Source organism: Haladaptatus sp. AB643, assembly GCF_024136975.1.
Lineage (GTDB): Archaea > Halobacteriota > Halobacteria > Halobacteriales > Haladaptataceae > Haladaptatus.
On the sequence record NZ_JAMYJW010000001.1, the window covers coordinates 315106 to 340682 of the forward strand.

The following is a 25577-nucleotide window of genomic DNA, read 5'->3' on the forward strand; positions in this document are numbered from 1 at the left end:
AGACGGACCAAATCGGAGCCAAAATCCCTTCTCCATCCTACTCGCCGCCGAAAAAACCAGATGCTTTACCGTTTCCCAAAAAACTTCCATCCCTCATGCAGGCGATCAAGGATAGCGTTCACGACTACGTGGAACTCCCGGCGGTCGCGGCGGCGTTGCTGGACACGGCACCCGTCCAGCGACTGCGACACATCAAGCAGTTGAGTACGGTTCGGTTGGTGTATCCGTCGGCGAACCACACGCGGTTCGAACACAGCATCGGCGTCACCCACCTCGCGGGACAGGCTGTGGACCGCCTCGGAATCGACGACCGCCGAGCGACGGCGGTGCAAGCCGCGGCCTTGCTTCACGACGTGGGGCACGGCCCCTACGGCCACCAGACCGAGGGCATCATCGAGCGGCGACTGGACAGACATCACGACGAAGTCGGGGACCTGCTCGATCACGGGGAACTGGCCGCGGTGCTCGAACGCTACGACCTGAATCCGAAGGAAATCGCCGCGCTCGTCGCTGGCGAGGGAGAACTCGGTCAACTCGTGGCGGGCGAACTCGACGTTGATCGAATGGACTACCTCGTGCGTGACGCTCACCACACCGGCGTTCCCTACGGCACCGTGGATTACGGTCGCCTGCTCAGCGCACTCCGGTTCGCGGACGGCAATCTCGTGCTGGCGGACGGAAACGTCCAGACCGCGGAAAGCCTCCTCGTCGCCCGCGCGTTGATGAACGCCACCGTCTACCGCCACCACGTCTCCCGAATCGCTGGTGCGATGCTGGAACGGACGAGCGAGCGACTGCTGGATTCGACGGAGATATCGTCCGAGAGATTCCAGCGATTCACCGACGCCGAACTGCTCGCGGCGCTCCGAAACTGCGAGGAGACGGCGGCAATCGCGAACCGAATCGCCGAACGAAACCTGTTCAAACGCGCGGTGTGGGCCGAATGGGGGGCGGTCCCGGACGACGTCGTGACGGCGAGCCACGAGTCGGTTCGGAAGTTCGAGCGCGACATCGCCGCGAAGGCCGGGGTCGAACCCGAACACGTCCTGCTCGACACGCTCGGCGAACCGAGCATGCCCGAATCGTCGAGTCGAGTGGTCGTCAACGGCGAAATCAGGCGGCTGGCCGACCAGTCCCCATTGGTGCAGGGATTGCAGGAGTCACAGCGAACGCAGTGGCGGTTGGGCGTGTACGCGCCGGAAGCGGCGACGGACGACGTGGAACGCGCGGCGAAATCGGTTCTCGGATTGGATTCTTGACTCGTCGTTCCCGGCCGGATTTCGGTCAGAGCCCGATTTCGGCAATTTTGTGGCGTCGCTGAATGGTTCTCGTCGGACGAGGGAGTTACGCACTATTCGGAAAATAAATCGTATTTTGCGATATGAAATCTGGGATGCCGAGTTCGGGTCGGTCGGTGGACACGGCGTTGTCCGGCGTGGCCGGTGCTGAATCAGCGGCAGAATATATAGACGATAAACGCCGTTCTGTCCGTATGGCTCGCGTTCGACTGAACGTAGAACTCGTTCCCGGTCCCCTGCGGGAACTGTCTACCCAATTCGGAGACGAGGAGCTCTGGATACTTTCCGGCCATCACTCCGAGGAAACGTCGTCGTTACTGGTCGGTGTCGAGTTATCCCGCGTCGAACCCTTCTTCCAGTTCGTTGCGAACGAAATATCCGCGTTCGACATTTTGAGCGTGCACGAACGGTCGATCCTGCTGAAAATCGACGTTCCGACACCGGAGTTTTATCGACTCGTCATCTCTTCCGGCAACCTCGTACAGTACCCGCTCGTGCTTCGTGATGGGTGGATACTCTGTGAGTTGCTCACCTCACATTCTCTTCTGTCCTCGCTCGGTGATGTGCTGGACGACGCAGCGATTCGGTACGAACTCGAATCGATAGTGCAGTCAGAGGACTCCGAAGACTTACTCACCAAGCAACAGCAACGGTTCGTTCTCGAAGCGATAGAGCGAGGGTATTACGATCATCCACGCACGTATTCGTTGACCGAACTCGCGACGGACCTCGACGTGAGCAAATCCACCGCGAGCGTGGTTCTCCATCGAGCAGAAGGGAAGATCATACGACACTTCTTCGGCCGGTACAGTTCGCAGCAAACGTCGTGAAACCAGCAGTTCTCGTATAGTCGAACATGTTCGGAGAGGAAGAACATGTTCGCCGTCGTGTCCAATCCATCATCTCGTGAAGTGGGAAGTATGACCTCGTACCTTGCGACGATGGAGGAGTGCGTAATCGAAATCACACGACGGAACGGAAAGTGGCAGTTCACCCGCTACCTCGAACACACCTCCCCGCTCTGTGTTGCTACCGACCCGTCCGGTTCCGGGATTTACGTCGGCACGTTGAACGACGGTCTCTTTCGAAGTTCGGATTCGGGAGGTTCGTGGGTGGCTATCGGGGAAGAAATAGATTCTCGCCGGATAACAGCGCTCGCAATCGATACGGAGAATCGAATTTGGGCGGGAATCGAACCGACCAAACTCTACCGGTCGGACGACGGCGGTGACACGTGGACGGAGAGGATGGGAATCGATGAGCTTCCTTCGGCAACGGAGTGGAGTTACCCGCCTCGACCGGAGACTCACAACGCTCACTGGATAGAACCGGACCCGACGGTTCCTGATCGAGTGTACGTGTGTGTCGAGCAGGGCGCAGTGGTTCGGACCATGGACGGAGGGCAGACGTGGTCGGATAGAGTTCCCGACTCACCCCGGGACGTGCACACGCTTCGTACGCACCCTAACGCCCCCGGACGATTGTACGCCGCGACTGGTGACGGTGCTGAACGCCCCGGAAGGGGATACGCCGAAAGCCACGACTACGGCGAGTCGTGGCAGTATCCGAACGATGGTCTCGACAAACAGTACTTGATGAGTGTCGCAGTCGATGTCGGAGACCCGGATGTGGTGCTGGTATCGGCATCGACCGCCCCTCGTCAAACGGACGATTTCGATGCGGTTTCGTCCGGCATCTATCGTCGAATTAGGGACGACTCGTGGAAGCGGTGCACGTCCGGACTCCCGGACGAGACTGGCCTTACGCCACCGACGCTGACCGCGAGTCGTAACGAACCGGGACGGCTTTTCGCTGCGACGAATCGAGGATTCTTCCGGACGGACGACTGTGGTGGCTCGTGGAACCGATTGGAGACGGAGTGGCCGGAAGAGTTCAGAAATCAGTTTCCTCGCTCGGTCGCCGTCAGTGAGTAATGCCAAGAACGGTTTGAGCGGTTCGATGCGACCAGGTTGGTTTACGAACGGCCAACTTTGACAACGCTCGAACGTTCGTCGTCGTTCCGCCGAGAACGCTATGACTACCGAATGCGTAGCGACCGTATGGACGACGGCATTCCGGACGCGGAGGCGATCATCGAACGCGGACGACGGTATCGGGACGAACTCGATGAGTACGGGGAACCCGAGCAAAAGGAGACGGTCGCGGAACTGTTCACGCTGCTCGGCCGTGCCTACGCCCTCCCCGTCCTCCACCTCTTCTCCCTGAACGAGGGACCGCTTCGGTTCTCCGACCTCGAAGACCGACTCGACGTGTCGCCGACGACGCTCTCCAAACGGCTCTCGGAACTCACCGACGCGGGGCTGTTGACCCGCCATTCCTACGACGAAATACCGCCGCGAGTCGAGTACGAACCGACCGACGCCGCCAACGGTCTCGCGCCGGTTTTCATCCACCTCTACGAGTGGGCGTCGGTCTACGATCTCGACGGCGATGGCGATTGAGTCACCGAAGATTCCATTACTACAAATTCTGTAGTCGATACACTACTACTGACTCCATAGTATATGACTACAGAAGCGAAAGCAAAGGGCGTGATGAAACACATCCTTACACTCCAACCAGAGCGGACGGAGGGTCCGAGATGACCGACGCGATTCGCGCCGAGGACGTTCACGTCGTCTACCCCGACGGTACCGAGGCCGTCAACGGCGTGGACATGCGCGTTCCGGAGGGTGAATTCTTCGGCTTCCTCGGGCCGAACGGGGCCGGGAAGACGACGACGATTCGAACGCTCGTCACGCTGTTGCGACCGACCGACGGCGCAGTGACGGTGAACGGCTACGACGTGGCCGAGGACCCGAAGAGCGTCCGCCGGTCGGTCGGCTACATGGCACAGGAGACGAGTATCGACGAGGAGTTGACCGCGCGCGAGAACGTCGAGTACATGGCGGCCGCGTACGGCATCCCGAAGTCCGATCGCGGCGAGCGCGCGGACGAACTGCTCGACCTCGCCGACCTGCTGGACGTCGCGGACAAGTCGGCGAAAACCTTCTCGGGTGGGATGAAAAAGCGACTCGACGCCGTCACCGCGCTGGTCCACCGCCCGCCGGTCGTTTTCCTCGACGAACCGACGACCGGACTCGACCCGAAGGCGCGCAACCGCCTCTGGGACTACTTCCGCGAGATAAACCGCGAGGGAACCACGGTGTTCCTCACGACGCAGTATTTGGAGGAAGCGGACCAACTGTGTGATCGCATTTCGCTCATCAAGGACGGCGAAATCGACCTGACCGGCTCCCCGGACGAACTCAAACGGGAGGTCGGCGGCGACATCCTCGAACTCGAACTCGCGCCGTCCGACGTGGACGTGGCGACCCGTATCGCGGAATCGGGTGACGTGTTCGACGACGCCGTCGTCACCGAGACGACGAACGGCATCTCGATTGGGTCCACGATGATTCGAACGAACACTCCTGACTACTTCGTCGCGCTTCGTGAGACGGGTGTGGAAATCGACGGTTTCGACGTTCGCTCACCGACGCTCGACGACGTGTTCCTTGCGGTGACGGGCGAAGGTGTCGAAGAGGAGGATGCGGTCGAATCGAGCACGGAGGTGATGTTATGAGCACCGATACGGACAACCACCACAAACTCGCGCCCGGGAACGGCTTCCTCGGCGACACGTGGGTGAACATGCGGCGGTGGCTGCTCAAGTCGGTTCGAAATCCATTCATCGTCACGTCCTCCATCGTCCAGCCGCTCATCTTCCTCGTCCTGTTCTCGCAGGTGTTCGGACAGGTCACGGGTGGCGCTATCGGCGGACCCGGTCAGGACATCAAGTACATCAGTTTCCTCCTGCCCGCCATCGTCATTCAGGTGTCGCTCGTCGCCGCCGCGAGTTCCGGTATCGGGCTGGTCAACGACATCGAGACAGGAATGTTCGCGAAGGCGCTCGTCTCACCGATGAATCGCGGTGCGGTGTTCCTGGGGAAGACGCTCGCCGAAGTCGCCCGTATCTGCGTGCAGATAATCATCGTCGTCGTGGTCGGTGTCGCCCTCGGAGCGAACATCGCCACGGGATTCCTCGGCGTGCTCGCGTTGATGTTCATCGGCATCCTGTTCTCGATTTGGTTCACGGCGCTCTCGAACGTCGTCGGGATTCAGACCGAGGACACTGAATCGACCATCATCGCCGTGAACTTCCTGCAACTCCCGTTGCTGTTCGTCTCCAGCGCGTTCCTGCCGGTCGACCGGTTGCCGCAGTGGATTCAGTACATCAGCGCGGTCAACCCCATCACCTACGGCGTCGATGCGGCGCGAGCGCTCGTCATCACCGGGTGGGAGTGGGACACCATCCTCCCCTCGATTGCCGTCCTCATCGTCCTCGACCTCATCTTGGCCGGACTCGCGTTGGTCGTGATTCGACGCGCCACCAGCGCCAGTGCGCGTTGAAGAGCGGCGACAAGGGTGAGGGCGACCCGCAGCGGATCAGAACAAGTCGCCGAGGATTTTCGACTCCGCTGCCGCGAGGTGTTCGCTGAACGTGGAGGGATTGATGTCGAGCGCTTCGGCGATTTCCGTCGCGTTCGCCTGTCGCGGGCGCTCGAAATACCCCATCTCGTACGCTTTTCGGAGGATCTGTCGTTGGCGAGCCGTCAGCTTTCCCCGGTCCACGAAGACGAGATCCCGAGTCCGTTCCCCCGCTGGAGAACGAACGAACCGTTTGATGTCTACGTCGGGAAAACGCTCACGGAGATCGGCGATAACGTCCTGTAGTTGGTCGTAGCCATCGGCGTAGAAAATCAATATCAGCGTCCCTTCCCGAATATCGTAGCGGGTGACCGGACAGCCATGTTGACCCAAACACTCACACGGGCAGTTCACACCGTCCTCGTGGACGAACCGATACCGTCGCGTCGACCCGTGCGAGAAGATCGGCGTGATATCCCCCTCCGGATCGTACTCCGCGTCCATCGAAAATTCGGTTACGAGTTCCGTGTCGTCGGAGGGTCGAGCGTTTACGGCGACCGAGTGGATAGTGGCTTCCGCCAACGCCGAGTGTTTGGCGAGCGGACACCCTTCCGGCGTCCGAAACTCCACGGTTGCTCGGATTCCAGGTAACATGGCTGTTTGCGGGATGGTTTGCGTTGGCGCTTTTTTGAACTACCGCTCCACTATCCAATCGTTCTACTATCTACTCGACGTCGCTCTCCCGATCGATTCTCACTTGACGGCCGCTCAAGTCGTCCGGCGTGAGTTGGTAGAGTTGGATATCGAGATTTTGCTTCGATTCGCCCCAAATCTCGAACAGCGGACGTTTCGCCTCGCCGTACTGTTCGATATGTTCGACGGTCAACTCGTCCCGCGAAATCTCGCGTAGGGTTCCGGTTGCGACGACGCTTCGATACAGATTCCCGTTTTCGTCGTACACGACGAGTCGGGCTTGTGGCGCGGACGCCAGAAAGCGCCGCTTCTCGCTCTGTGGTGTCGAAACCAATCGTAAGTAGAACCGCCGGTTCTCGACGTCGTAGCCGTATGAAATCGGAATGGCGTACGGATCGTTCTCGCGCGCGAGTGAGAGCACGCCGGTTTCGTGATCGCCAAGGATTGTATCCGTCTCCTCTGTAGATAGCTCGACCTGCTGATCCAAAGCCATATCTTATATTGCCGAATGGAGAGAGTCCCATTAATAGTTGCCTGTGACGCGGTCCGTTTCGGACGAAATCACGTCCGCACACGAAAGAACAGATGCGGCGGTATCACGAGGAGTCCGCTATCGACGCTTCCGTGAACGCGTCCGCCGTGACGGCACTCCCGCAGATGACACATCCCTTTCCGATGAGGGCGACCCTCATCGAATCGTTCACGGTCAACGTTTCCCCGCACTCCGGACAGGCGAAGATGTACTCGTCTATCCCTTCGCTACTCATCGTATTCGCTACTACGCTTCCCCGTAATAAATACCATCCTCTCTTTCCGAACGCGAGAGAATTGGAGTTCTCCGCGTACAACGCGGCCGAAGCGGTGTCTCTCCTGATCCGATGTGAATCACGTGTCCGCCCGCTACTGTGAACGAACCGAGGTCTTCTCACCAAACGATAATTCTTCTCACCAAACGGTAATTAGCGCTACACTTGGTACATCGACGGTCGTCTCTCGAACTGGAGTAAGACAGATGGTAGAAAACGTCAACACAAGTCTCCTCGGAAGGGAGGTATCGTTCGACTTCTCGGGTCAGTGGTCGAGTTACGTGATCGTCCTCACGCGCCTTCTCGTCGGCTGGTGGTTCACCGCCGCGGGTCTCGAAAAGTTCGCAAATCTCTGGTACGGTCCCGCGGAATCGTTCGACGCGAGCGGATGGCTCATCCACGGTACGACCGCTGCACCGGACTGGCTTCACGGCTTCCTCGTGTGGGCCGGAAACACGGGATGGCTCCTCGTCTTCGCGAACGTCATGATTCCGCTCGGTGAACTGCTGATCGGTCTCGGTGTGCTTTTCGGCGTTCTCACCCGCCTCGCGTCGTTTTTCGGCGCGTTCCTGTTGTTCTTCTTCTATCTCGGCGGTGCCGACTTCGCCAACGGCTACGTGACCGGCGAGTTGCTGGGGATTCTCCTCTTCATGCAGCTCATCGTGTTCGGCGCCGGTCGAATTTGGGGACTCGACGCCATCATCGAGGGAACTGACTTCGTGAACGACCACACGTGGATGCGGTACCTGCTCGGCTAAGGAGGCGACAAGACATGACAACAACACACTCAGAACTCAGTATCGTTGACAAGATTGCAATGGTCCTCGGCGGCGGGCTCATCCTGCTCGGAACCGTCGTGTTAGGATTCCTCGATACCTTCCTCGGGGACCCCTCCGCGATTGCGACGACGAACGACGCGGGACAGGTCGTCACGACCCCCGCGTTCCCAGTTGAGGTTCGCGGAACGATCATCGCCCTCGGACTCGTCGTGTTCATGCTGTACGCGGTTTACAAGCTGTTCACGGTGATCACTTCGCCGGAGGCGAGACACACGCCCGAACAGAGCGCCTCGACCGGACATCACTGATCCCGGTTCTGGAGTTTCAACGACCGCTTCGAAGGAGAATCGTGCTTTTCGTCCGGAGTCGCTTACCATCAGCGTCCCGCTACCGACCATATCACGTCAAAGCCCCGCGAACGTGCGAGTGGACGCGAAAGCGCGCGTCCGTAGCCCACCGCTGACGGGACGATTCGCACCAGTATATAAACTACCCCGAGTACTGTGGCTGTTAATTGTTCCTTCAAGCACGTGATCGAATAGTATGAGTCAATCACAGAACGTCGTCGGTGCGGTTGAAACGTTCGAGCAGTCGCCGAAGCAACGGACGGTAGTCGAAAACGAGGACGCCGTTCGGGATCTTCTCACCGTACTCAATACGTCGGACTGTCAGGCCATTCTCGATGTGACCAGCAACGAAGCGCTTTCGGCAAGCGAGATCTCGAACCGATGTGAATTGCCGCTCTCGACCACGTACCGCAAACTCAACCTGCTCGCGGACGACGGGCTACTCGAAGAACGGGTGCGGATCAGCGGGGCCGGAAAACACGTGAGCGAGTACGCCCGAATCGTCGAGGATGTGGTCATCTCGATGTCTCCCGAGGGGACGTTCGAACTACACATCTCACAGCACGAGGGACCCAAATCACACACCGGCTTTGGGTTCGGGATGCAGGACTGATCGTGATGAACCGCACCGAACGATTCGAGCATTTCGCGTCGCTGTTCGAGTCCATCACCGGACAACCGACGATCACCGAACCACAGCAAACCGATATCCCCATTCGATTGGACGAATCCGGGGAGGAGGAAACGATATCCCATTATCTCGCAACGGCGGGGGCACACGAGTTCGATGACGTCATCAACGAACCGGATACGTACTGAACTCCGTTGGCCCGGTGCCGACGATTCAGTCGCTCTCATGCGGTTCTACTGCTGTACGTGACTTCTTCGAGACGATTTCGAACGCTCATCGCTCGGCCTTCGATGATTGAACCAGATTGCCTTTCATACTCCGGTTACAAACCTCGGTTATGAACCGACGGGGCTATCTCCGTTCACTTTCGGCGACAGGAATCGCGGTCACGGCGGCCGGCTGTTTGGGGTCGTTCGGCGGTGACTCGCATCCGAACGTCACGATGAGCAAACCAGACGTGGATTATGACGTTTCGAAGCTTCCGTACCCCGCGTGGAATCAGCAAATCCCCGATTTGACGATTCCGGCACCGCTCGAAGACAAGAAAATATCGCTCCGTGATGTGAACAAACCGAGCCTCATCACGTTCATCTATACGCACTGTAAGACGATCTGTCCGGTGCTCGTCTCGACGCTCAGAAACGTCCAGACACACGCACAGCAGAACGGATACGCCTCGGACGTCGCCTTCCTGCCGATTTCGTTCGATCCACGGCGTGACGATGCCAAACGGTTGAAAAAATATTCGAAGCAGATGAACATCGATCAGTCCATCGACGACTGGCACTTCCTTCGTCCGCAGTCGGAGAAACGGGCGAGGACCATCGTCACGGACGACTTCGGCGTTCACTTCGAGAAGAATCACAAGAAATCGAAGGACAATTACATGTTTACCCACTCCGCGCTCGTCCTGTTGGCCAACGAAAAGGGCTACGTCGAGCGATCGTACCGTGGACAGAATCCGCCGCAGAAACAGATAATCGACGATCTCGAAAAAGTTCGAGGATGAACCGACGTCGTCTCCTCACCGGACTCGCCGGACTCGGCATTACCGGCGGCAGTGCGTGGGTCGCGCTGAACGGCCTTTCGGGCAACGACGGCGGGTTGCCGAGGCAGGTCACGACGATGCGTGCACCGGGTTCCCAATCCGGGTCGGTACAGGTTCCGGTTTCGGACACCGTCACCGTTATCGACCTCTTTGCGACGTGGTGTTCGCCGTGTGCAAAGCAGATGCGGGCGCTCACGAAAGCACACGACGAGTACGGTGACGACGTCCGGTTCGTCTCGATAACGAACGAGCGAATCGGCGGGACGCTGACGAAGGGTGACGTTCGCTCGTGGTGGAAGAAACACGACGGTCAGTGGACGCTCGGTCTCGATCCGGACAGCGAGGTCATGTCTTCGTTGAACGCGGGCGGTCTCCCGTTCCTCGCGGTTGCGGATGCGGACGGAACCATCATCTGGTCGGATCGCGGTGTGACGAGCATCGATACGCTGCGCTCAAAGATCGAGGCGGCAAAGCAATAGATAAGATGAGTTCTTCGACACTCCTCCCGACGATCGCCTTCGCGGCGAGCGCGGGAATCGCGACGTTTTTCGCTCCGTGTGCGTTTCCGTTGCTTCCCGGCTACATCGGTTACTACCTCCAACACCGCGACGAGGAGTCCGTTTCGTCGGTGCTCCTTCCGGCCATGGGTGCCGCGCTCGGGGCGCTCGTCACGCTCGGTGTCGTTGGTATCGCCGTCATCGCCGCCGGTGGTGAACTCGTCCGGTATCTCCAGTGGTTCGAACCCCTCGCCGGGGTCGTCCTCCTCATCGTTGGAGTGCTCGTGATCGTCGGCAAGCAACCGACGATTCGCGTCCCGCTGCCGGAACGACCCGCATCAACCACCGGGTTCGTCCTCTTCGGCGGCGGGTACGCGCTCGCCGCCGCCGGTTGCGTGGCACCCGTCTTCCTCGGCGTCGTCACACAGACGTTGACGCTCCCGCTCACGGGCCGCGTCCTCTCGTTCGGAAGCTACGCCTTGGGCGTCGTCGTCCCGTTGAGCGGCGTGACGCTGCTGATGGCAGCGGGCGTCGATTGGTGGCGGGAACTGGGGAAGTACTCCTACACCCTCGAACGCGCCGCGGGCGGGTTGATGATCCTGGCCGGTCTCGGCCAACTGTATCTCTCGTTCGTCGTGCTCGACGCGTTCTGAACACAGGAAACGCGGTTTTAGCAACCCTGAAATACTGTCGAGCGCTCGCTTGAATCGATGAGCGAATACGATCTCGGCGACGTGAGCGTCGTGATGGGTGCCTACAACGAGGCGGACGCCATCGCCCACGTCCTCGACGCCATCGGGGCGGCGACCGACGACCGCGCCGAGGTAATCGTCGTGGATTCCTCCAGCGACGCTACCGCCGAGATCGCCCGCGGACACGGCGCACGCGTGATCGAACAACCGCCGCGCGGGTACGGAATCGCCCTCTCGACGGCGCTTTCGGCCGCGAGCCGTCCGGTCGTCGTCACCACCGACTGTGATGACACCTACCCGATGGCTCGCATTCCGGACTTTCTCGATTACGTCAACGAAGGCTACGATGTCGTGAGCGGCGACCGTCTCTACCACGGTGCGGACACCATGCCGGTCGTCAACCGGTTCGGAAACGCCGCATTCGCGCTCGGTGCGTCCGTCCTCGCCGGACGGCGGCTTCACGACGTAACGACGGGAATGCGCGCCTATCGCCGCGACGTGCTCGTCGATATCGACTGGACGGAGAACACGGGGTTGTCCGCGGAACTCCTGCTTCGCCCCGCGATGCGGGGGTACGACGTTCGTGAAGTTCCCATCGACTACGCCGAGCGCCGCGGCGAAACGACGCTCGATCCGTTCTCTGGCGGCGCGGAAATCGCCGGATCGATCCTCCGCGTCTGCGCCGAGGAACGACTACGACGATTGATTCCGTGGGCCACCTTGTAGCGTCGCAGTTATCGAATACTGGTCGGGGACGCGTCCGGGGAGGTAGGCCGCACCGCTGCCGCAGGTCTGCGGGTCCGTACACGCTTCGAGGTACGGCGTGAGTGCGCGCCGCGTTCCGTTTTGGAGACCGACGGGCAGTCGTGAGCCATAGCTGAATCCGACACTCGGTGCGGTTTCGATGTAGACGGTCGCGGTCACGTCGTCGCTCGCGTTCACTGGAACCGTCACCGGTCCGTTCGTGCTCGCGTTCGCAGGGTTGACGCCCCGCCCGTTCACGGTGACGTCCGTCTCGTTCACGACGAGGGTAATGGTATGAACTCCGGACGAGGCGTTCAGGTCGTAGTAGGCGTGTCCCTCCCCCGTGGCGACCCGGAGAGAAGCGAAGTCCGCACCGCGCGGAATTCGAACCGTGAGTTTCTCGGTAATGGGTGTTCCCGAAGTGACGCGGACGCGCCGGAGTGCCGGGTGGACGGGCGTGTCGTCCGTCGGCACCCACGTCCCCCGGAACTCGTAGCGGTAGTAGGTTCGGTTTGGGTAGGCCGACGTCACGTCGAGCGAGTTCACGCCGTCGATGGCGTACACCGTGTTCGCGTCGAATTCGGGACCGTTTCGAAGCGATTGGAACGGATGATTGAGCCACTTTCCGTACGTCGTCGGGAGGAAGACGACGCTGTTCGCGGGTGGGCCGTCGTTCCGGAAGGGGGCGTACCCCTGCCCGTACTGGGCCGTGTTGTCGGCGTTGCGCACGATTGGGCCAGCTAGCGCGCCCCCGATCGCGGCCGTGGTGAGCAGGAAAGCGACCAGCACAACGGCCACGGTCGCACGGGAATCGAAGCCGTCGAGACGGGGCCGAATCCAACCCTCGAGCCACTGGACGCCGACCGCGGCAAACACCGCAGTCGGCGCGAGCAGGGCGAAATGGTAGTACGGGCCGAGGTAGTGGAGCAATCCTTGTGTCGGGTCGAGGTCGGGTGCGAGGAGGTTCAAGTTCCCCCAGAAGTAGACGTTTCCGAGGATGACACTCGGGTACAGTCCGGCGAGTACGAAGTAGCGAGCGTCGGAACTCCGACGCTTGTCGCTTCGTTCCAACTGCCCGTTGCCTCGTGCGCTTCGCGTTCGTCCGAGAACGTGAACGAGACCGATGGCGGCCACTGCGCTCCCGAGGAGGCCTCCGGCCACCCAGCGCGAGGCGAACCGCCAGACGACGACGGCGTTGGAGCGAAAGGCGATGCTTGGCGTGTAGTTGTGGCCGTAGCCGCGGAGCATGTGATAGCCGAACCCGAGACCGTCGCGCGGCGCGAAGGCTTGATACGGAAAGACGAGCGGATTGCCGGTCATCGACCAGTTGTAGAACAGTGCGAGAGCGACCCCGAGACCGCCGAGTCCGGCGGTTCCGACGCGGCGGCCGATTACCTCCCGCGTGGGTGTCCGGCGCAGTGTCCAGAGCGCGTGCGCCACGAACGGCGCGGCGAACAACACGGCCGTGTAGGGCCGCGCGAAAAAGGAGAGTCCGATCAGTGCGCCCGCCAGCAGCGCCCACCGCAACTCCGCAGTTCGTTCGCTACGGAAGTACGCGTAGGCGAATCCGAGGTTCAGCGCGGCGACGGGCGCGTACGGGAGGAACGTGGCCGTATCCACGACGAACAGCGGCGAGACGAGAACGAATCCGGCGGCGAGCAACCCGGTCCGGCGGTCGGCAACCTCGTTTCCGACGAGATACGTGAGACCGACGACGGCCGCGCCGACGGCACCGAGTACGAGTCGGGGGATTCCGACCGCCATCCCTACGGCATAGAGCACGGCGGGATATGGCGCGTACTTCGCATAGAGGCCCTGCGAAGACGAGACGAAAAACCACGGACGGAAGGCGTTCGCAACTGGCGGATGCAGGAGGAGCTGTCCATGCAAAAGGAGATTGGCTTGTTCGAGGTAGACGGCTTCGTCGTGGTTGATTGTGTGGTACGGAAAGAGACCGAACGCGAGAACGAGCGCGACTCCGCCGCCCGCGGCGGCGAGTGCGAGTGCCAGTATTCGGGACCGTGCTGCCTGCGTCATCTACTCGGTCGGATACCACGCGAGCGCGTGGTCCGCGACGAGTTCGACCGAAACCGGTTCGCCGACCGCGAAGCGCTCGGCGTGGTTGTGCATACAGCGCACCTCGTCGCCGTTGTTCAGCGTGACGTGATACACGAACGACGGCCCGGTGTACTGGCGTTTCGTGATCGTCCCATTGGCGTGATTCTCGTTCGCGGGAGTCGCACGCAGGTCATCAGGCCGGACGAGCAGTCGATGGTCGCGCCGACGTACTGGTCGGTAGCCCCGCGGAGAAGGTCGTGGTCGAACGTGGCGATCTTGGTTTCGATGCCGGTCCCCCCGACGTGTGCGGAGAGGAACCCGGCCTGCCCGAGGAAGGACGCCACGAAACGCGATTCCGGGTCCTCGAAGACGTCGCCCGGACGGCCAACTTGTTCGATCCTGCCGTCGTTCATCACGGCGACGCGGTCGGAGATGCTCAGCGCTTCCTCTTGGTCGTGCGTGACGGAAACCGCAGTGACGCCTGCCTCCTTCAGAATCGATCGCACTTCCTCGCGCATCTCGATCCGCAGACGAACGTCGAGGTTGCTGAACGGTTCGTCCAGCAGGAGGATTGCGGGTTCGGGCGCGAGCGAGCGCGCGAGCGCTACCCGCTGTTGTTGCCCACCCGAGAGGTCGTCGGGTGAGCGTTCGCCCATCCCGTCGAGGTCCACGAGTTCGAGGAGCGAATCGACGCGGTTGGCCGTCTCCTCCTCGTCCAAATCGGTCAGACCGAACGCGACGTTCTCGCGGACGGAGAGATGCGGGAAGAGGGCGAAGTCCTGAAAGACGACGCCCACGCCGCGGCTTTCGGGTTCCACGAAAGCCGCTCCGTCGCCAGCGACCTGCTCGTCATCGAGGCTGACGACGCCCTCGGTCGGGCGCTCCAGTCCGGCCATCAGGCGGAGCGTCGTCGTCTTGCCACACCCGGACGGCCCGAGGAGCGTGAGTAGCTCTCCCTCGTGAACGGTCAGTGAGAGGTCGGTGACGGCGTTCTCCTGCCCGTACCGTTTCGTCACGTCATCGAGTTCCAGCACGGACGCCGATGGGGATTCCTCGGAGTACGCTGGTCGGTCGGTTGCTGCATCTGTGGGTATCGATTTGGGCGATTGGTTAGACATCGTTGGAGAGTGGTTAGACACCGTATCGTTCTCGCGCGAGTATTACGAGCATCGACAGTGCGGACACCCCGACGAGCACGAGTGCGGGGACCGCGGCTTCGCTGTAGTAGCCGTTCTCTTGAACCATCCAGATGTATGTAACCAGGGTTCTGAAGTCTGTCGGTTGCAACAGGAGCGTCGCCTGGAGTTCCTTCATCGTCGTGAGGAAGACCAACGCCGCGCCTGCTGCCAGTCCGGGTGCGACCAGCGGCAGGGTGACTCGGTGGAACACCGAGAGCGGTGACTGCTCCAACGTCCGAGCTGCCTCCGTGAGTTTCGGGTCGACCTGCAAGAATGACGACCGAACCGCGCCGACCGCCTGCGGGAGGAACCGGACGACGTAGGCGAAGACGAGCAGGGGAAGCGTCTGGTAGAGCGCCGGAACGAACGACACGCCGACGTAGACCAGCGCGATCCCGAGCACGAGGCCGGGGACGGCGTAGCCGACGTAGGAGAGTCGGTCGAGGACAGTTGCCACGGCCGAGGACGACCGCGCCGAGTAGTAAGCGGTCGGGATTGCGGCGACGACGGCGACGATGGCCGCGAACGTGGCCACCTCTACCGAATTAAGCGCGTACGTCCAGTGGAACGTGAACCCGCCGTAGGTGTTTCCGGCGCGCTGGTTCCACTGAACGAGGATCGCGAGCGGGACACCGAGCGCGAAGAGCGCGACGGCCGCCGGGTACAACTGAGCGACCCAGCGCCAGCGCCCGAGGCGCAACTGTCCGGGTCTCCCGCTTGCACTCCCCCCGATTCCGGTGTTCGCGTTTCCGCTGACGCGCGACTCCAATGCGAGGACGACCGCGACGACTGCGAGCAACTGTAAACTCAGCAGCGCGGTGAATCCCGGTGCCGAAGGGTTGTTGTACTGGACGTAAATCACGCGCATGAACGTGTTGTAGTGCATGATCGCTGGTGTTCCGAAGTCCGCGAGGGAGTCCAGCACGACGAGGAGCACACCGACGCTGATCGACGGCAACACTTGCGGGAGGACGACCGAACGGAGCGCCCCAATCTTCGTGTGATTGAGAGTCCGTGCCGACTCGATGAGCGTCCCATCGACCGAGAGCAGGCCGGCGCGCGTCGTCAAGAAGACGTACGGATAGGTGAACAGCGAGAAGACGAGTACCGTCCCTTGTAGGCCGTAAATTTCGGGGATCGAGTGAATACCGATCGGTGCGAGCAAGTCCGCGAGGTTGCCGTGGGGTCCGAAGGCGGACGTGAACGCGAACGCGCCGACGTACTCGGGAATGACGAGCGGGAGCGCGGCCGTCACCGTCCAAAATCGGTTAAACGGCAGGTCGGTCTGTACCGTGAGGACGGCGAGTGGGACGCCGATACCGATGGAGAAAACGCTCACGGCGACGACCACGACGATGCTGTTTATGAGCACTTGGAGCGTGCTCGGTGCGATGAGGAGCGCGAACGCCGCGGGTGGCGCGGACACTGCACGGACGACGAGCCAGACGACTGGCGAGACGACCAGCAGCGCGACGAACGCGGCGAGGATTGCGACCGGGTACGGCGGAACGTCCTGTCCACCCCCATCCACGAACTCCGAAATTCGGTTGCCGACGGACACTAGTCGAGAACCCCCGTTTCTCGTAAGAGATCGATGGTCGGCTGTACGTTGGCGAGTTTGGTGAGATCGAGATCCGGTGGATGGAGTTTGGAGAGCGGCGGTAGCTGTTCGACGGGTTTCACGCCGTCGATCATCGGGTAGGCAAACGACCACGTGGCGAGGAACTCCTGTGCCTCGGCGCTCAGCAGATGGCGGACGAAGTTGTTGGCGAGGTCGGGCTTATCCGTTCCTTTCATGACCTCCGCTCCGGCGACATCGACGAGTGCACCCGCGTCACCTTTCGTGAACGCGATGTCGAGCGGAGCGTCCTGCCGCGAGGAGATCACACGAACCGCGTAGTAGTGGTTGGCGATGCCTGCCCCGATGTCGCCGTCGGCGACGGCATTCGAGACGAACCACTCGTCTTTGTACTGCTCCATGCCGCCCTTGCCCCGATTTTTCATGCCTTTGAGCCACGCTTTCGTCTTCTGCTCGCCCTGTAGAATTCGCATCGCGGTGACGAAGGTCTGAAACGCCGGGTAGGTGGGTGCCCAACCCATTTTCGCGTCGAGGTTCGACGTGTCCGTTAATTCGGAGACCGTATCCGGAATGTCGCTTTTCGAGAACTGCTTGGTGTTGTACGGGATGGCGCGCGCACGCCCACCGACGCCGACCCACGTTTTGGTGTGGAAACGGCTCGGGACCTGTTTCGTGATCTTCGAGGAGAGGGAGGCGGTGAGGCCCGCATCGTCAACGACGCCGAGCGACCCCGCATCGTTCGCCCAAAATACGTCTGCGCGAACCTGTCCGTTCTTTCCTTCGGTGAGCACCTGATTCGCCGCGCTGAACCGCACGTTCACGCTGAAGTCGTCGTAGTACTGCTCGAGGAGGGTGGCGAGTTGCTGGTAGAGACCGCCCTCGCCACCGCCGATGTAGAGGGTGAGAGTTCCGGAGAGGTCAGGGAGGTCGTCGATAGAAGTGCCACCCGGTTCAGGCCGGTCCTGCACGAGTGGACTTGATCCGCGAAAATCTGAGATCGTCGGTTTCTCGCTATTTCCCGACGAGAAAGCGCTACAGCCCGCGAGCGCTGTTGTTCCGACCATCGTACTTGCGACGAGGAACTGACGACGGGTCGGAGTAGATCGGTTACGCATATTGTTTTAGGCTGCCCTAAATAACTTATACCTGTCGAAAGTTCCTCCGGGTGGTTGGGATGGGAGGACGAGCGAGTGCGTTCAGGCAGTCCAACCAGTTCCCGAGATACTCTCCACAGTGGTTCAGAAACTCGCCGTTCCTGTACATCGAGAAATCGCTGGATGTGAGTTCGTCCGCGACCGCTCGCGCGACGGTCGCGTACGCTCCCGCGCGCTCGCTTTTCCGCGACGATTCCTTTCCGATCCCTCGGTCGAGCGACTTCGCCGCTCGACCGGACGACCTGTCGGGAGTCACTCCTGTGGTCGTTCGGTCCACCGCTTTCCACACGTGTTCGTTCAACTCCAACCCCGCCACCTCGTTCGCGAGGTCATCGAAGGTCGAGCGGGGAGCCTTGTTGTGCTGGCAGAGTGGCCGACCGTTGTAGATTCTCGTCCCGACAGCGTCACAGGCTTTCTTCAGCACGAGACCGCTCCAGATATCGTCGAAGCGCCCGACGCCCCACTCGTTGTCGTCCATCGGGAACTGATAGAACGCGGGGACGATCTCCCGGCGGAAGGCGAGATTCATCGAGCAAACCGTCAGGTAGTTTCCGCGTGCCGTGACGAAATCCTCGGGGTAGTCCTCCCGGGTGGTTCGCGTCGTCGCCCGCCCGCGGAGGTCGCCATCGTTCAGGATTCGAACCGCGTCGAGGTCCGGGACGCCCGTCCAGAGACCCTGCGAAACCACGACGTTCGAGACTTCGACCGTCCGTTCTTCCGTCGTCTCGTCCATCGCCCCGTACGGGTAACCGCGCGGGTAGAGGTCGCCATCGGCATCGTCCAACACGTTCACCCATCGTTCGTCCGAGCGACGCTCGGGCAGGTTACCCTCGTAGGCGAGATTGCTGAGGTGCGTTCCGAAGAAATCCACGTCACGATGTGGAAGAGTGTCGTCATCGAGGAAAACGCCGTACTCGAAGTCGTTGGCCCAGAGGAACAACAGGCCGAAGGAGGTTTGCGCGTGGGATTTCGCGGGAATCAATTCCCGATACTCGGCGATCCCGTGGGTATCGAACCACTCGTCACGTGCCGTTCCGTCGAAGACGACACCGTCGATATCGAGGTCATCGAGCATCGTACCCATCGCGTCGGTTTCACACTCGTCCTCGGTGACCAGACAGACGAAGAGGCGGTCGGTGTCGAAACCGTGGTCGCGGGCGTTCGCCACGTACGCCCGCACGCACTCGTACTCGCGGACGGTCGGGACGATGACGCAAATGTCGGGGTCGGTCATCTCGTATACGCCCTCGTTATTTAGGCTGGCCTAAAGCACTGTCGTTGTGTTACGCGAGTCGGTCGAGGAGTTCGTCGGCGGCGGACAGCGAGAGCGCGGCGATGGTGAGCGTCGGGTTCATCGCGCCCGTCGTTGGGAAGACGGAGCTTCCTGCAACCGTAAGATTGTCCAAATCGTGCGTTCGCATGTCGGGACCGACGACGCTCGATTTCGGGTCCGTGCCCATCCTCGTCGTTCCCATATGGTGGAACGCCGGCCCCGTCTTTTCGGGACCGATCACCCATCGGACGTTCGCGTCGAGTTCGTCCATGATGCGGTGTTGGATTCGGTTCGCGCGCTCGATGGTGCGGCGCGTTCGGTCGTCGAGCGACCACACTATCTCCGGAACCGGATTGCCGTGGTCGTCCGTCTTCGAGTCGTCCAACGTCACGCGGTTTTCGTACTGAGGAACCTGCTCCACGAGCGCGCCGACCGCGAGGTGGTTGCCGTACTCCTCACGGATGTTGTCGAGGAGGTCGTCGCCGAGTGAGCTCCCAGAGAGCGCGATGTCCGCGGGTGTCGGGCCAGCGTAGTTCCAGAATTCGAGTTTGATGGCCGTCCGCGAGCCGTCGGCGGGCTGGTCGTAGAACTGGTGGCTCTCGGTCGTGTTGAAGCCGACGTGGTGCTGGCGCGTCCGCTCGTCCACGACACCGCCGACGCCAGCGAAGAAGTGATCCGTAAAGTAGCGACCGACGAGTCCCGAGGAGTTCGCCAACCCGTCCGGATACTGCGGCGATTTCGAGAGCAGGAGGAGCCGTGGGATTTCGACACCGCCCGCTGCGAGCACGAACTCGGACGCCTCCTGTCGATGTGTCTTCCCGTCGGGAGTCGCGTACACCGCGGCGACGACCCGGTCGCCCGCGTCGTCGTGCTCGAGATGCTGGACGGGCGCGCGGTCGATGACCACCGCGCCCGCCTTCTCGGCACCGTCGATAGTTGCGGTTGCGTCGTACTTCGCACCGGAGGGACACACCGGTTTGCAGGTGCCGTAGCCCAGACACTCGCTCCGTCCGCGGTAGGATTCCGAATTCCGCGCGTTCGGAACCGAATGGGTCGTGATTTCGAGCGACTCGCAGGCCTCGGCGAACATCGCATCCGAATGGGAAGGCGGGAACGCCGGAAGCGGAAACGGTGTTGTTCGAGGTGGGGCGAAGGGATTGTCGCTCGCGCCCGCAACCCCGAACGCACGCTCCGCGCGTGCGTAGTACGGTCGCAGGTCGGCGTAGGAGAGCGGCCAATCCACCCCCATCCCCGTCTCGCTGTGCAGGCGGAAATCCCGCTCGTGGAGACGCATCACCATCCCCTGCCAGTGGAGGGTACTTCCGCCGACGCCCTTCACGCGCGCGGTATTCAACGGGTACTCCTTCGGTCCACTGCTGGTGTAGGCGTCGCGCTTCCCGTGGCCACCTTCCTCTCCCATGTTCCACGGTGGTTTCGAACTCCCGGGTCTGATCGCGCGCTCCTCGCGTTCGGAGCGCCCCTCGAAATCGAAGCGCGGCCCGGCATCCAGCACGACGACCGAATAGCCTGCTTTGGCCGCCCGATGGGCGACGAGTGCACCCGCCGGGCCAGCACCGATGACGCAGACATCCGCACGGGGGCCGCGGTCGGTCACGACTGTGACCCCCGCTGATAGGACGTATCCCCGCCGGGGTATCCCGGCGGGTTCTCCAGTCCAACCAGTTTCGAACCGGTCGGCGTGGTGTACAGCGCGAAGAGTAGTTCGTTCAGCACGTAGTAGCGGATTCGTTCGCCCCGTAGGCCATCCGGGTTGGGTTCGCCCGCGACCGCACCCACTTGCCGAAGTGCAGTCGAACGCGTATCCTCGTCGAGCGTCACGAATTTTCCATCGAACCAATCGGACGTCGCGTCATCGAGCGCGCCGAGTGCGCCCTGTATCCCCGCCCGGTAGTCGGAGTCGTCGTTCGCGCGTGCGACGGAGTACTTCCTGACGAACGATTCGACTCCCGATATCGTACTCGGATATGCGACTTCGGCAACGGCGACGAGCGTCGCAACCTCGTGGTCCGAAAGTGGTGGGGTCCCCGATTTCGATTCGGAATCCACGAAGACGGCCGCGCCGCCGGCAACGCCCACAGCCCCGAGTGCCGCGAGCACGTCACGCCGCGTCAGTTCCATCGTGCCGCGATTAGGCAAACCTAAGCTTTAAGCTATCGTCTCATCGATTCGTTTTCTGTGGCGGTTTGTTTTGGCACACCTAAAAAACGATAGGGTTTTAGGAGGGCCTAAATATTTTCAAGTCAATGACTCTCCCCGACCGTGACGGAACATTGCGTCGTACGTTTCTCAAAGGCGGTAGTGCGCTCGCCGCCACCGGGTTGCTGGCAGGCTGTAACGGTCTCGTCGGTAACTCGTCGAACACGAGTACATCGAGTGATTCTTCACATTCGTCTCCCGACCTCGAAAAGTTCGTCACGGACCTCGCTATTCCCGATATCAAACAACCGTCCGGGAAGAAAGACGGCCATTCTCACTACGAGGTGATGATGCAAGCGGCCAAACAGTCGTTCCACCCCGACCTCGGCGATACCACCATCTGGGGCTACGACGGCCAGTTCCCCGGTCCGACCTTCGAGGTCGAACGCGGTAAGCCCATCTCCGTTCATTGGGCGAACGATAAACTGCCCGACGAGCATATCTTCCCAGTCGATACGACGCTTCCTTCCCAGAAGGGGAACCCGGAAGTCCGTTCGGTCGTCCACGTCCACGGAAGCAACGCTAATTCCGTCAACGACGGCTACCCACAGGCGTGGTACACGCCCGACGGCAAAACCACCGGTCCGTACTACGGTGGCGAGACTTACACGTATCAGAACCACCAGCCTCCGACGACGCTCTGGTATCACGACCACGCGCTCGGCGCGAACCGGCTGAACGTCTACGCCGGTCTCGCCGGACTCTACCTCATTCGGGGTGATGTTGGCGGCACCGACAAACTACCTTCGGGGAAGTACGAACTCCCCCTCGTCCTTCAGGACCGCGCGTTCAACGACGACGGTTCCGCCTTCTACCCCGGTCCCGAGCGGGGCGGCATCTCCCCGAGTATCGTCGAGATGTTCTTCGGTGATGTCGCCACCGTCAACGGGAAAGCGTGGCCAAAGTTCGAAGTCGAACCCCGAAAGTATCGCTTCCACATGCTCAACGCGTCGAACGCTCGATTCTACCATCTCTCGCTGAAAGGCTACGATGCCGATGCGGGCAAGCCCACGGGAGAGGACGGGCCGAACTTCGTTCAGGTCGCCAGCGACGGCGGCTACATGAACAAGCCCGTCGAACTCACCGACGGTCTCCTCCTCGGCAGCGCCCAGCGCGGCCAGTGGGTCGTCGATTTCTCCGACTACGCTGGCGAGAGCCTCCTCCTCCACAACGACGCGAAGGCACCCTACGTCGGCGGTGATCCTTCGTCCGAGAACCAGTCACCGCTACCGGAAATCATGCGCTTCGACGTGCAAGATACCGACGTCAACGATGACGGCACGGTTCCGGACTCGTTCGGACCGCTTCCCCGTCTCGGAAACGGTCAGAACGCCGGTACGAAACCCGTTCCGACTATCGAGAAGGACGACGCCGTCCGCGAGCGTGTGCTCACTCTCGACGAAACCACCGACGAACACGGACGGATCATGTTGCTCCTCGACGGTCTTCGGTATAGCCACGAAGCGACCGAACGTCCGACCGTCGGCACGACCGAAGTGTGGCACCTCGTCAACGTCAGCGACGACTTCCACCCCATTCACATCCACCTCGTCCAGTTCCAAGTGCTCGGCCGGCAGGGATTCGACATCGAACTGTTCAAAGACTCCGGCGCGATTTCGCCCACGACCTCACATCGCCCGCCGCGCGAGCAGGAAACCGGGTGGCACGACACGGTCGTCGCCCCGTCCGGCGACGTCACCAGTATCGTCGCACACTTCGGCGAAACCGACGGTCTCTTTCGTGACATCACCGGCCGATTCGTCTGGCACTGTCACATGATGGAACACGCGAATCACGAGATGATTCGTCCGTTCGAGGTCGACCCGGAGGGTTACAGTCAGGACTAACCGACCGACACCGTTCGACTGTATCCGTCACCCCACCTTCTTTTTCGCGCTCGCTCTTGGTCCGCGATTTGAGCAGATTTGCCACGAAAACGCTAATCTATTCGAAATCTGTCAAATGTGGTGACTACGGGCAACTCTCCTACCTTCGACGGCGAACAACGCTTCGCTCACCACGACGGAAAACACGCTCCTCGACCACTACCACGGGACCGACCATCACTCACAGGACGAACTTACACTCGACTATACCTATGACGTGTAAACGATTCGAGTCGGACGACACAAGTATCCGATCTTCGATCTACCAGTGATGATGCTACCACGAGTCTCGAACGTCGATTCCGCCGAACGGCTCCGACTCGGTGGGCTTTTCGGGGTCGTCGCGCTCATGCACCTCGTCGGATGGGGCGTCCTCTTCCTCGTCGCGCCGGATAACCCGACACTCCTCGGAACCGGTGTTCTCGCGTACAGCTTGGGGCTTCGCCACGCGTTCGACGCCGACCACATCGCCGCTATCGACAACACCACGCGCGCCGCGCTCCAGGACGGACGCCGACACGTCGGTGTCGGCTTCTTCTTCTCGCTCGGCCACTCCACGGTCGTCGCCGCGATGGCGCTCGCACTTGCCGTCGCAACCGACACCGCTCGGACGGCGCTCCCGTCGCTCGAAACGGTCGGTGGGTTCATCGGTGCGCTCGTCTCAGGGAGTTTCCTCTACGCTATCGGGTTGCTCAATCTCCTCGTTCTCGTCGACCTCTTCCGGGTCTTCCTCCGGATGCGCGACGGCGAATACGACCCCGAGGGGCTCGAAGCGAAACTCCGGAAACGCGGGTTCGTCAGCCGGTTCGCTGGCCGGTACTTCGACGCCGTGCGCCGAAGCTGGCACGTCTACCCGCTCGGTGTGCTGTTCGGTCTCGGCTTCGACACTGCGTCCGAGGTCGCGCTGCTCGCGATTGCGGCCGGAGCGGCGTCCGACGGCCTGTCACCGACTGCCATCGCCGTCCTTCCGCTCCTCTTCGCGGCGGGGATGTCGCTCCTCGATACGGCCGACGGTGCGTTCATGCTCTACGCCTACGACTGGGCGTTCTCCACGCCACTCAGGAAAATCTACTACAACCTCACCGTTACCGGCGTCTCGGTCGCCGTCGCGCTGTTCGTCGGTACGGTCGAACTCCTCCAGGTCTTCGCAAGCGGTCTCGACCTCCGGGGGGGCCTCTGGACTGCTGCCCAGTCCATCGATACCGGAAACGTCGGCTACGCCATCGTCGCTCTCTTCGTCTTCGCGTGGCTCGCATCCTACCTCTTCTGGCGGATCGGCAACATCGAAGAACGGTGGAGTGCCGAGTCATCGTAGCCCTCAACTCTTTGTGTCGACGGCCGCCTAATCGACGGATTCGAAATCATCGACTCGGTTCTACAGCACCGAATATCCGTGACCGGGGTCGAGCGAATCGAGATACGAGTAGGACGTTCCGTCCTCCGACGTTTTCCGCTTCACCCCGAACGTGTAGCTCCCGTCCACTTTTATCTCGTCGTAGACCTCCGACGAACTCAGGTACGAAACCTCGATAGTCGTCTTCCCGAACGCGTGCTTCAGCTTGACGTATCTGCTGTCTTCGCCGGGTGAAATCGTCCCAAAGCGTCCGTCCGTGGGTTTCTTTTCCACGACCGTTCCGTCGCGGACGACCCGATGAAAACTCCCGATGGAGCCGGTGATGGTGGTGGCGAGGATAGCGAAGTCGTCTATCTGGACGGTGTTGAACTGGTCGATTGGGGTCGAATACCATTTCACCGAGCCATCCGCTGGCGCTAATCGTACCCCGTCGTACCCCTCGTGGCGTATCTTCAGATAGCAGTCGATATCTCCGTACTTTCGCCCCAACTTCCCCCTCAGGTCCTCGTCGAGCACGAAACCGGGTCCGATAGAACGGCCGTGGAAGACGGAGCCAACGGATGGACCATCGCCGTCATCCGTCACGCTCAGGAGTGGCGTCTGTCCACCACCGGACTTCCCCACCACTGACCGCTCGATGATCCTCCCCTTCGGCGGTGGGAGGGGATGGCTGCAACCGGAGACGAGTGAGAGACCCCCCAGCGCGAAGAGACGATTGAATGACCGCCGATTCATACGAAAGTAAAGACCGTTCTCGATGAAGAAAGTAGTGATAACTGCAATGGATTTCAACTGTGGGAGTTCGACGCTCGGGATCGAAATTATCCGCGCTACGCACGATTTCATATAGCAATATGAGATTCATCGCTCGTGACGTTGGCCGTTCTAACGACGATCAATCACACCACAAAA

Annotated in this window: 26 protein-coding genes and 1 pseudogene; 16 read left to right on the forward strand and 11 right to left on the reverse strand. The window is 61.1% G+C overall.

Going from position 1 to position 25577, the window contains the following annotated elements:
* Nucleotides 1-95: 95 nt before the first annotated feature.
* The 6 genes from NKF25_RS01620 (at nucleotide 96) to NKF25_RS01645 (ending at nucleotide 5711) form a co-directional block, all read left to right on the forward strand.
* Nucleotides 96-1259 carry an HD domain-containing protein gene (locus NKF25_RS01620; RefSeq protein ID WP_253224997.1) on the forward strand — a complete coding sequence of 388 codons (1164 nt, stop codon included), beginning with the start codon at nucleotides 96-98 and terminating at the stop codon, nucleotides 1257-1259.
* 233 nt (nucleotides 1260-1492) lie between these two features.
* The gene (locus NKF25_RS01625; protein ID WP_253224998.1) at nucleotides 1493-2128 is read left to right on the forward strand and encodes a helix-turn-helix domain-containing protein; all 636 of its coding nucleotides are present in this window, start codon (nucleotides 1493-1495) and stop codon (nucleotides 2126-2128) included.
* Between the two features lie 90 nt (nucleotides 2129-2218).
* Nucleotides 2219-3232 carry a hypothetical protein gene (locus tag NKF25_RS01630; RefSeq protein WP_253224999.1) on the forward strand — a complete coding sequence of 338 codons (1014 nt, stop codon included), beginning with the start codon at nucleotides 2219-2221 and terminating at the stop codon, nucleotides 3230-3232.
* Between the two features lie 111 nt (nucleotides 3233-3343).
* The gene (locus NKF25_RS01635) at nucleotides 3344-3760 is read left to right on the forward strand and encodes a helix-turn-helix domain-containing protein (RefSeq protein WP_253225000.1); all 417 of its coding nucleotides are present in this window, start codon (nucleotides 3344-3346) and stop codon (nucleotides 3758-3760) included.
* Between the two features lie 140 nt (nucleotides 3761-3900).
* Nucleotides 3901-4884 (forward strand): ATP-binding cassette domain-containing protein, encoded by a 984-nt coding sequence (locus NKF25_RS01640; protein WP_253225001.1) that lies wholly within the window; start codon nucleotides 3901-3903, stop codon nucleotides 4882-4884.
* The gene (locus NKF25_RS01645; protein ID WP_066140401.1) at nucleotides 4881-5711 is read left to right on the forward strand and encodes an ABC transporter permease; all 831 of its coding nucleotides are present in this window, start codon (nucleotides 4881-4883) and stop codon (nucleotides 5709-5711) included. The genes NKF25_RS01640 and NKF25_RS01645 overlap by 4 nt, the downstream gene beginning before the upstream one ends.
* A gap of 36 nt (nucleotides 5712-5747) precedes the next feature.
* Here NKF25_RS01645 and NKF25_RS01650 read toward each other — a convergent pair whose 3' ends face one another.
* From NKF25_RS01650 to NKF25_RS01660, 3 genes are all read right to left on the reverse strand, one after another.
* The gene (locus NKF25_RS01650; protein WP_253225002.1) at nucleotides 5748-6359 is read right to left on the reverse strand and encodes a helix-turn-helix domain-containing protein; all 612 of its coding nucleotides are present in this window, start codon (nucleotides 6357-6359) and stop codon (nucleotides 5748-5750) included.
* 94 nt (nucleotides 6360-6453) lie between these two features.
* Nucleotides 6454-6915 carry a pyridoxamine 5'-phosphate oxidase family protein gene (locus tag NKF25_RS01655; RefSeq protein ID WP_253225003.1) on the reverse strand — a complete coding sequence of 154 codons (462 nt, stop codon included), beginning with the start codon at nucleotides 6913-6915 and terminating at the stop codon, nucleotides 6454-6456.
* A gap of 103 nt (nucleotides 6916-7018) precedes the next feature.
* Complete coding sequence (locus tag NKF25_RS01660) at nucleotides 7019-7189, reverse strand: hypothetical protein (RefSeq protein ID WP_253225004.1); 171 nt, start codon at nucleotides 7187-7189, stop codon at nucleotides 7019-7021.
* Nucleotides 7190-7434: 245 nt separating this feature from the next.
* Between NKF25_RS01660 and NKF25_RS01665 the strand changes: the two genes are divergently transcribed.
* The 8 genes from NKF25_RS01665 (at nucleotide 7435) to NKF25_RS01700 (ending at nucleotide 11948) form a co-directional block, all read left to right on the forward strand.
* The gene (locus NKF25_RS01665; RefSeq protein WP_253225005.1) at nucleotides 7435-7986 is read left to right on the forward strand and encodes a DoxX family membrane protein; all 552 of its coding nucleotides are present in this window, start codon (nucleotides 7435-7437) and stop codon (nucleotides 7984-7986) included.
* A gap of 14 nt (nucleotides 7987-8000) precedes the next feature.
* Nucleotides 8001-8315: a hypothetical protein gene (locus NKF25_RS01670; RefSeq protein ID WP_253225006.1), complete on the forward strand. Its 315-nt coding sequence runs from the start codon at nucleotides 8001-8003 to the stop codon at nucleotides 8313-8315.
* Nucleotides 8316-8550: 235 nt separating this feature from the next.
* Nucleotides 8551-8967: a helix-turn-helix domain-containing protein gene (locus NKF25_RS01675; protein WP_253225007.1), complete on the forward strand. Its 417-nt coding sequence runs from the start codon at nucleotides 8551-8553 to the stop codon at nucleotides 8965-8967.
* Nucleotides 8968-8972: 5 nt separating this feature from the next.
* On the forward strand, nucleotides 8973-9173 hold the full coding sequence (locus NKF25_RS01680) for a hypothetical protein (RefSeq protein WP_253225008.1): 201 nt from the start codon (nucleotides 8973-8975) through the stop codon (nucleotides 9171-9173).
* Between the two features lie 149 nt (nucleotides 9174-9322).
* The gene (locus NKF25_RS01685) at nucleotides 9323-9994 is read left to right on the forward strand and encodes an SCO family protein (RefSeq protein WP_253225009.1); all 672 of its coding nucleotides are present in this window, start codon (nucleotides 9323-9325) and stop codon (nucleotides 9992-9994) included.
* Nucleotides 9991-10512: a TlpA disulfide reductase family protein gene (locus tag NKF25_RS01690; RefSeq protein ID WP_253225010.1), complete on the forward strand. Its 522-nt coding sequence runs from the start codon at nucleotides 9991-9993 to the stop codon at nucleotides 10510-10512. Before NKF25_RS01685 ends, NKF25_RS01690 begins: the two co-directional genes overlap by 4 nt.
* A 5-nt stretch (nucleotides 10513-10517) precedes the next feature.
* Nucleotides 10518-11183, forward strand: coding sequence for a cytochrome c biogenesis protein CcdA (locus tag NKF25_RS01695; protein WP_253225011.1), 666 nt, complete (start codon nucleotides 10518-10520; stop codon nucleotides 11181-11183).
* Nucleotides 11184-11240: 57 nt separating this feature from the next.
* Nucleotides 11241-11948, forward strand: coding sequence for a dolichyl-phosphate hexose transferase (locus NKF25_RS01700; protein WP_253225012.1), 708 nt, complete (start codon nucleotides 11241-11243; stop codon nucleotides 11946-11948).
* Here NKF25_RS01700 and NKF25_RS01705 read toward each other — a convergent pair.
* The 7 genes and pseudogenes from NKF25_RS01705 to NKF25_RS01735 form a co-directional block, all read right to left on the reverse strand.
* Entirely contained in the window at nucleotides 11916-14003 is a 2088-nt protein-coding gene (locus NKF25_RS01705) for a glycosyltransferase family 39 protein (RefSeq protein WP_253225013.1), read from the reverse strand. The genes NKF25_RS01700 and NKF25_RS01705 overlap by 33 nt on opposite strands.
* Nucleotides 14004-15142 (reverse strand): annotated as a pseudogene (locus NKF25_RS01710) (ABC transporter ATP-binding protein).
* 13 nt (nucleotides 15143-15155) lie between these two features.
* Nucleotides 15156-16763, reverse strand: a complete 1608-nt coding sequence (locus NKF25_RS01715) for an iron ABC transporter permease (RefSeq protein ID WP_342766297.1) — start codon at nucleotides 16761-16763, stop codon at nucleotides 15156-15158.
* On the reverse strand, nucleotides 16763-17896 hold the full coding sequence (locus NKF25_RS01720) for an extracellular solute-binding protein (RefSeq protein ID WP_253225014.1): 1134 nt from the start codon (nucleotides 17894-17896) through the stop codon (nucleotides 16763-16765). The genes NKF25_RS01715 and NKF25_RS01720 overlap by 1 nt, the downstream gene beginning before the upstream one ends.
* A gap of 25 nt (nucleotides 17897-17921) precedes the next feature.
* On the reverse strand, nucleotides 17922-19169 hold the full coding sequence (locus NKF25_RS01725) for an alpha-1 4-glucan-protein synthase (protein WP_253225015.1): 1248 nt from the start codon (nucleotides 19167-19169) through the stop codon (nucleotides 17922-17924).
* A 49-nt stretch (nucleotides 19170-19218) separates the two neighbouring features.
* Entirely contained in the window at nucleotides 19219-20823 is a 1605-nt protein-coding gene (locus NKF25_RS01730) for an FAD-dependent oxidoreductase (RefSeq protein ID WP_253225016.1), read from the reverse strand.
* Nucleotides 20820-21347: a gluconate 2-dehydrogenase subunit 3 family protein gene (locus NKF25_RS01735; protein ID WP_253225017.1), complete on the reverse strand. Its 528-nt coding sequence runs from the start codon at nucleotides 21345-21347 to the stop codon at nucleotides 20820-20822. Before NKF25_RS01735 ends, NKF25_RS01730 begins: the two co-directional genes overlap by 4 nt.
* A 125-nt stretch (nucleotides 21348-21472) precedes the next feature.
* Here NKF25_RS01735 and NKF25_RS01740 point away from each other — a divergent pair, with 125 nt between their 5' ends.
* Complete coding sequence (locus NKF25_RS01740) at nucleotides 21473-23272, forward strand: multicopper oxidase domain-containing protein (protein WP_253225018.1); 1800 nt, start codon at nucleotides 21473-21475, stop codon at nucleotides 23270-23272.
* 310 nt (nucleotides 23273-23582) lie between these two features.
* Nucleotides 23583-24626 (forward strand): HoxN/HupN/NixA family nickel/cobalt transporter, encoded by a 1044-nt coding sequence (locus NKF25_RS01745; protein WP_253225019.1) that lies wholly within the window; start codon nucleotides 23583-23585, stop codon nucleotides 24624-24626.
* Nucleotides 24627-24686: 60 nt separating this feature from the next.
* Here the strand turns inward: NKF25_RS01745 and NKF25_RS01750 are convergent, their stop codons facing one another.
* A complete protein-coding gene (locus tag NKF25_RS01750; protein ID WP_253225020.1) occupies nucleotides 24687-25400 on the reverse strand; it encodes a hypothetical protein in 714 nt (237 codons plus the stop codon).
* Nucleotides 25401-25577 lie beyond the last annotated feature (177 nt).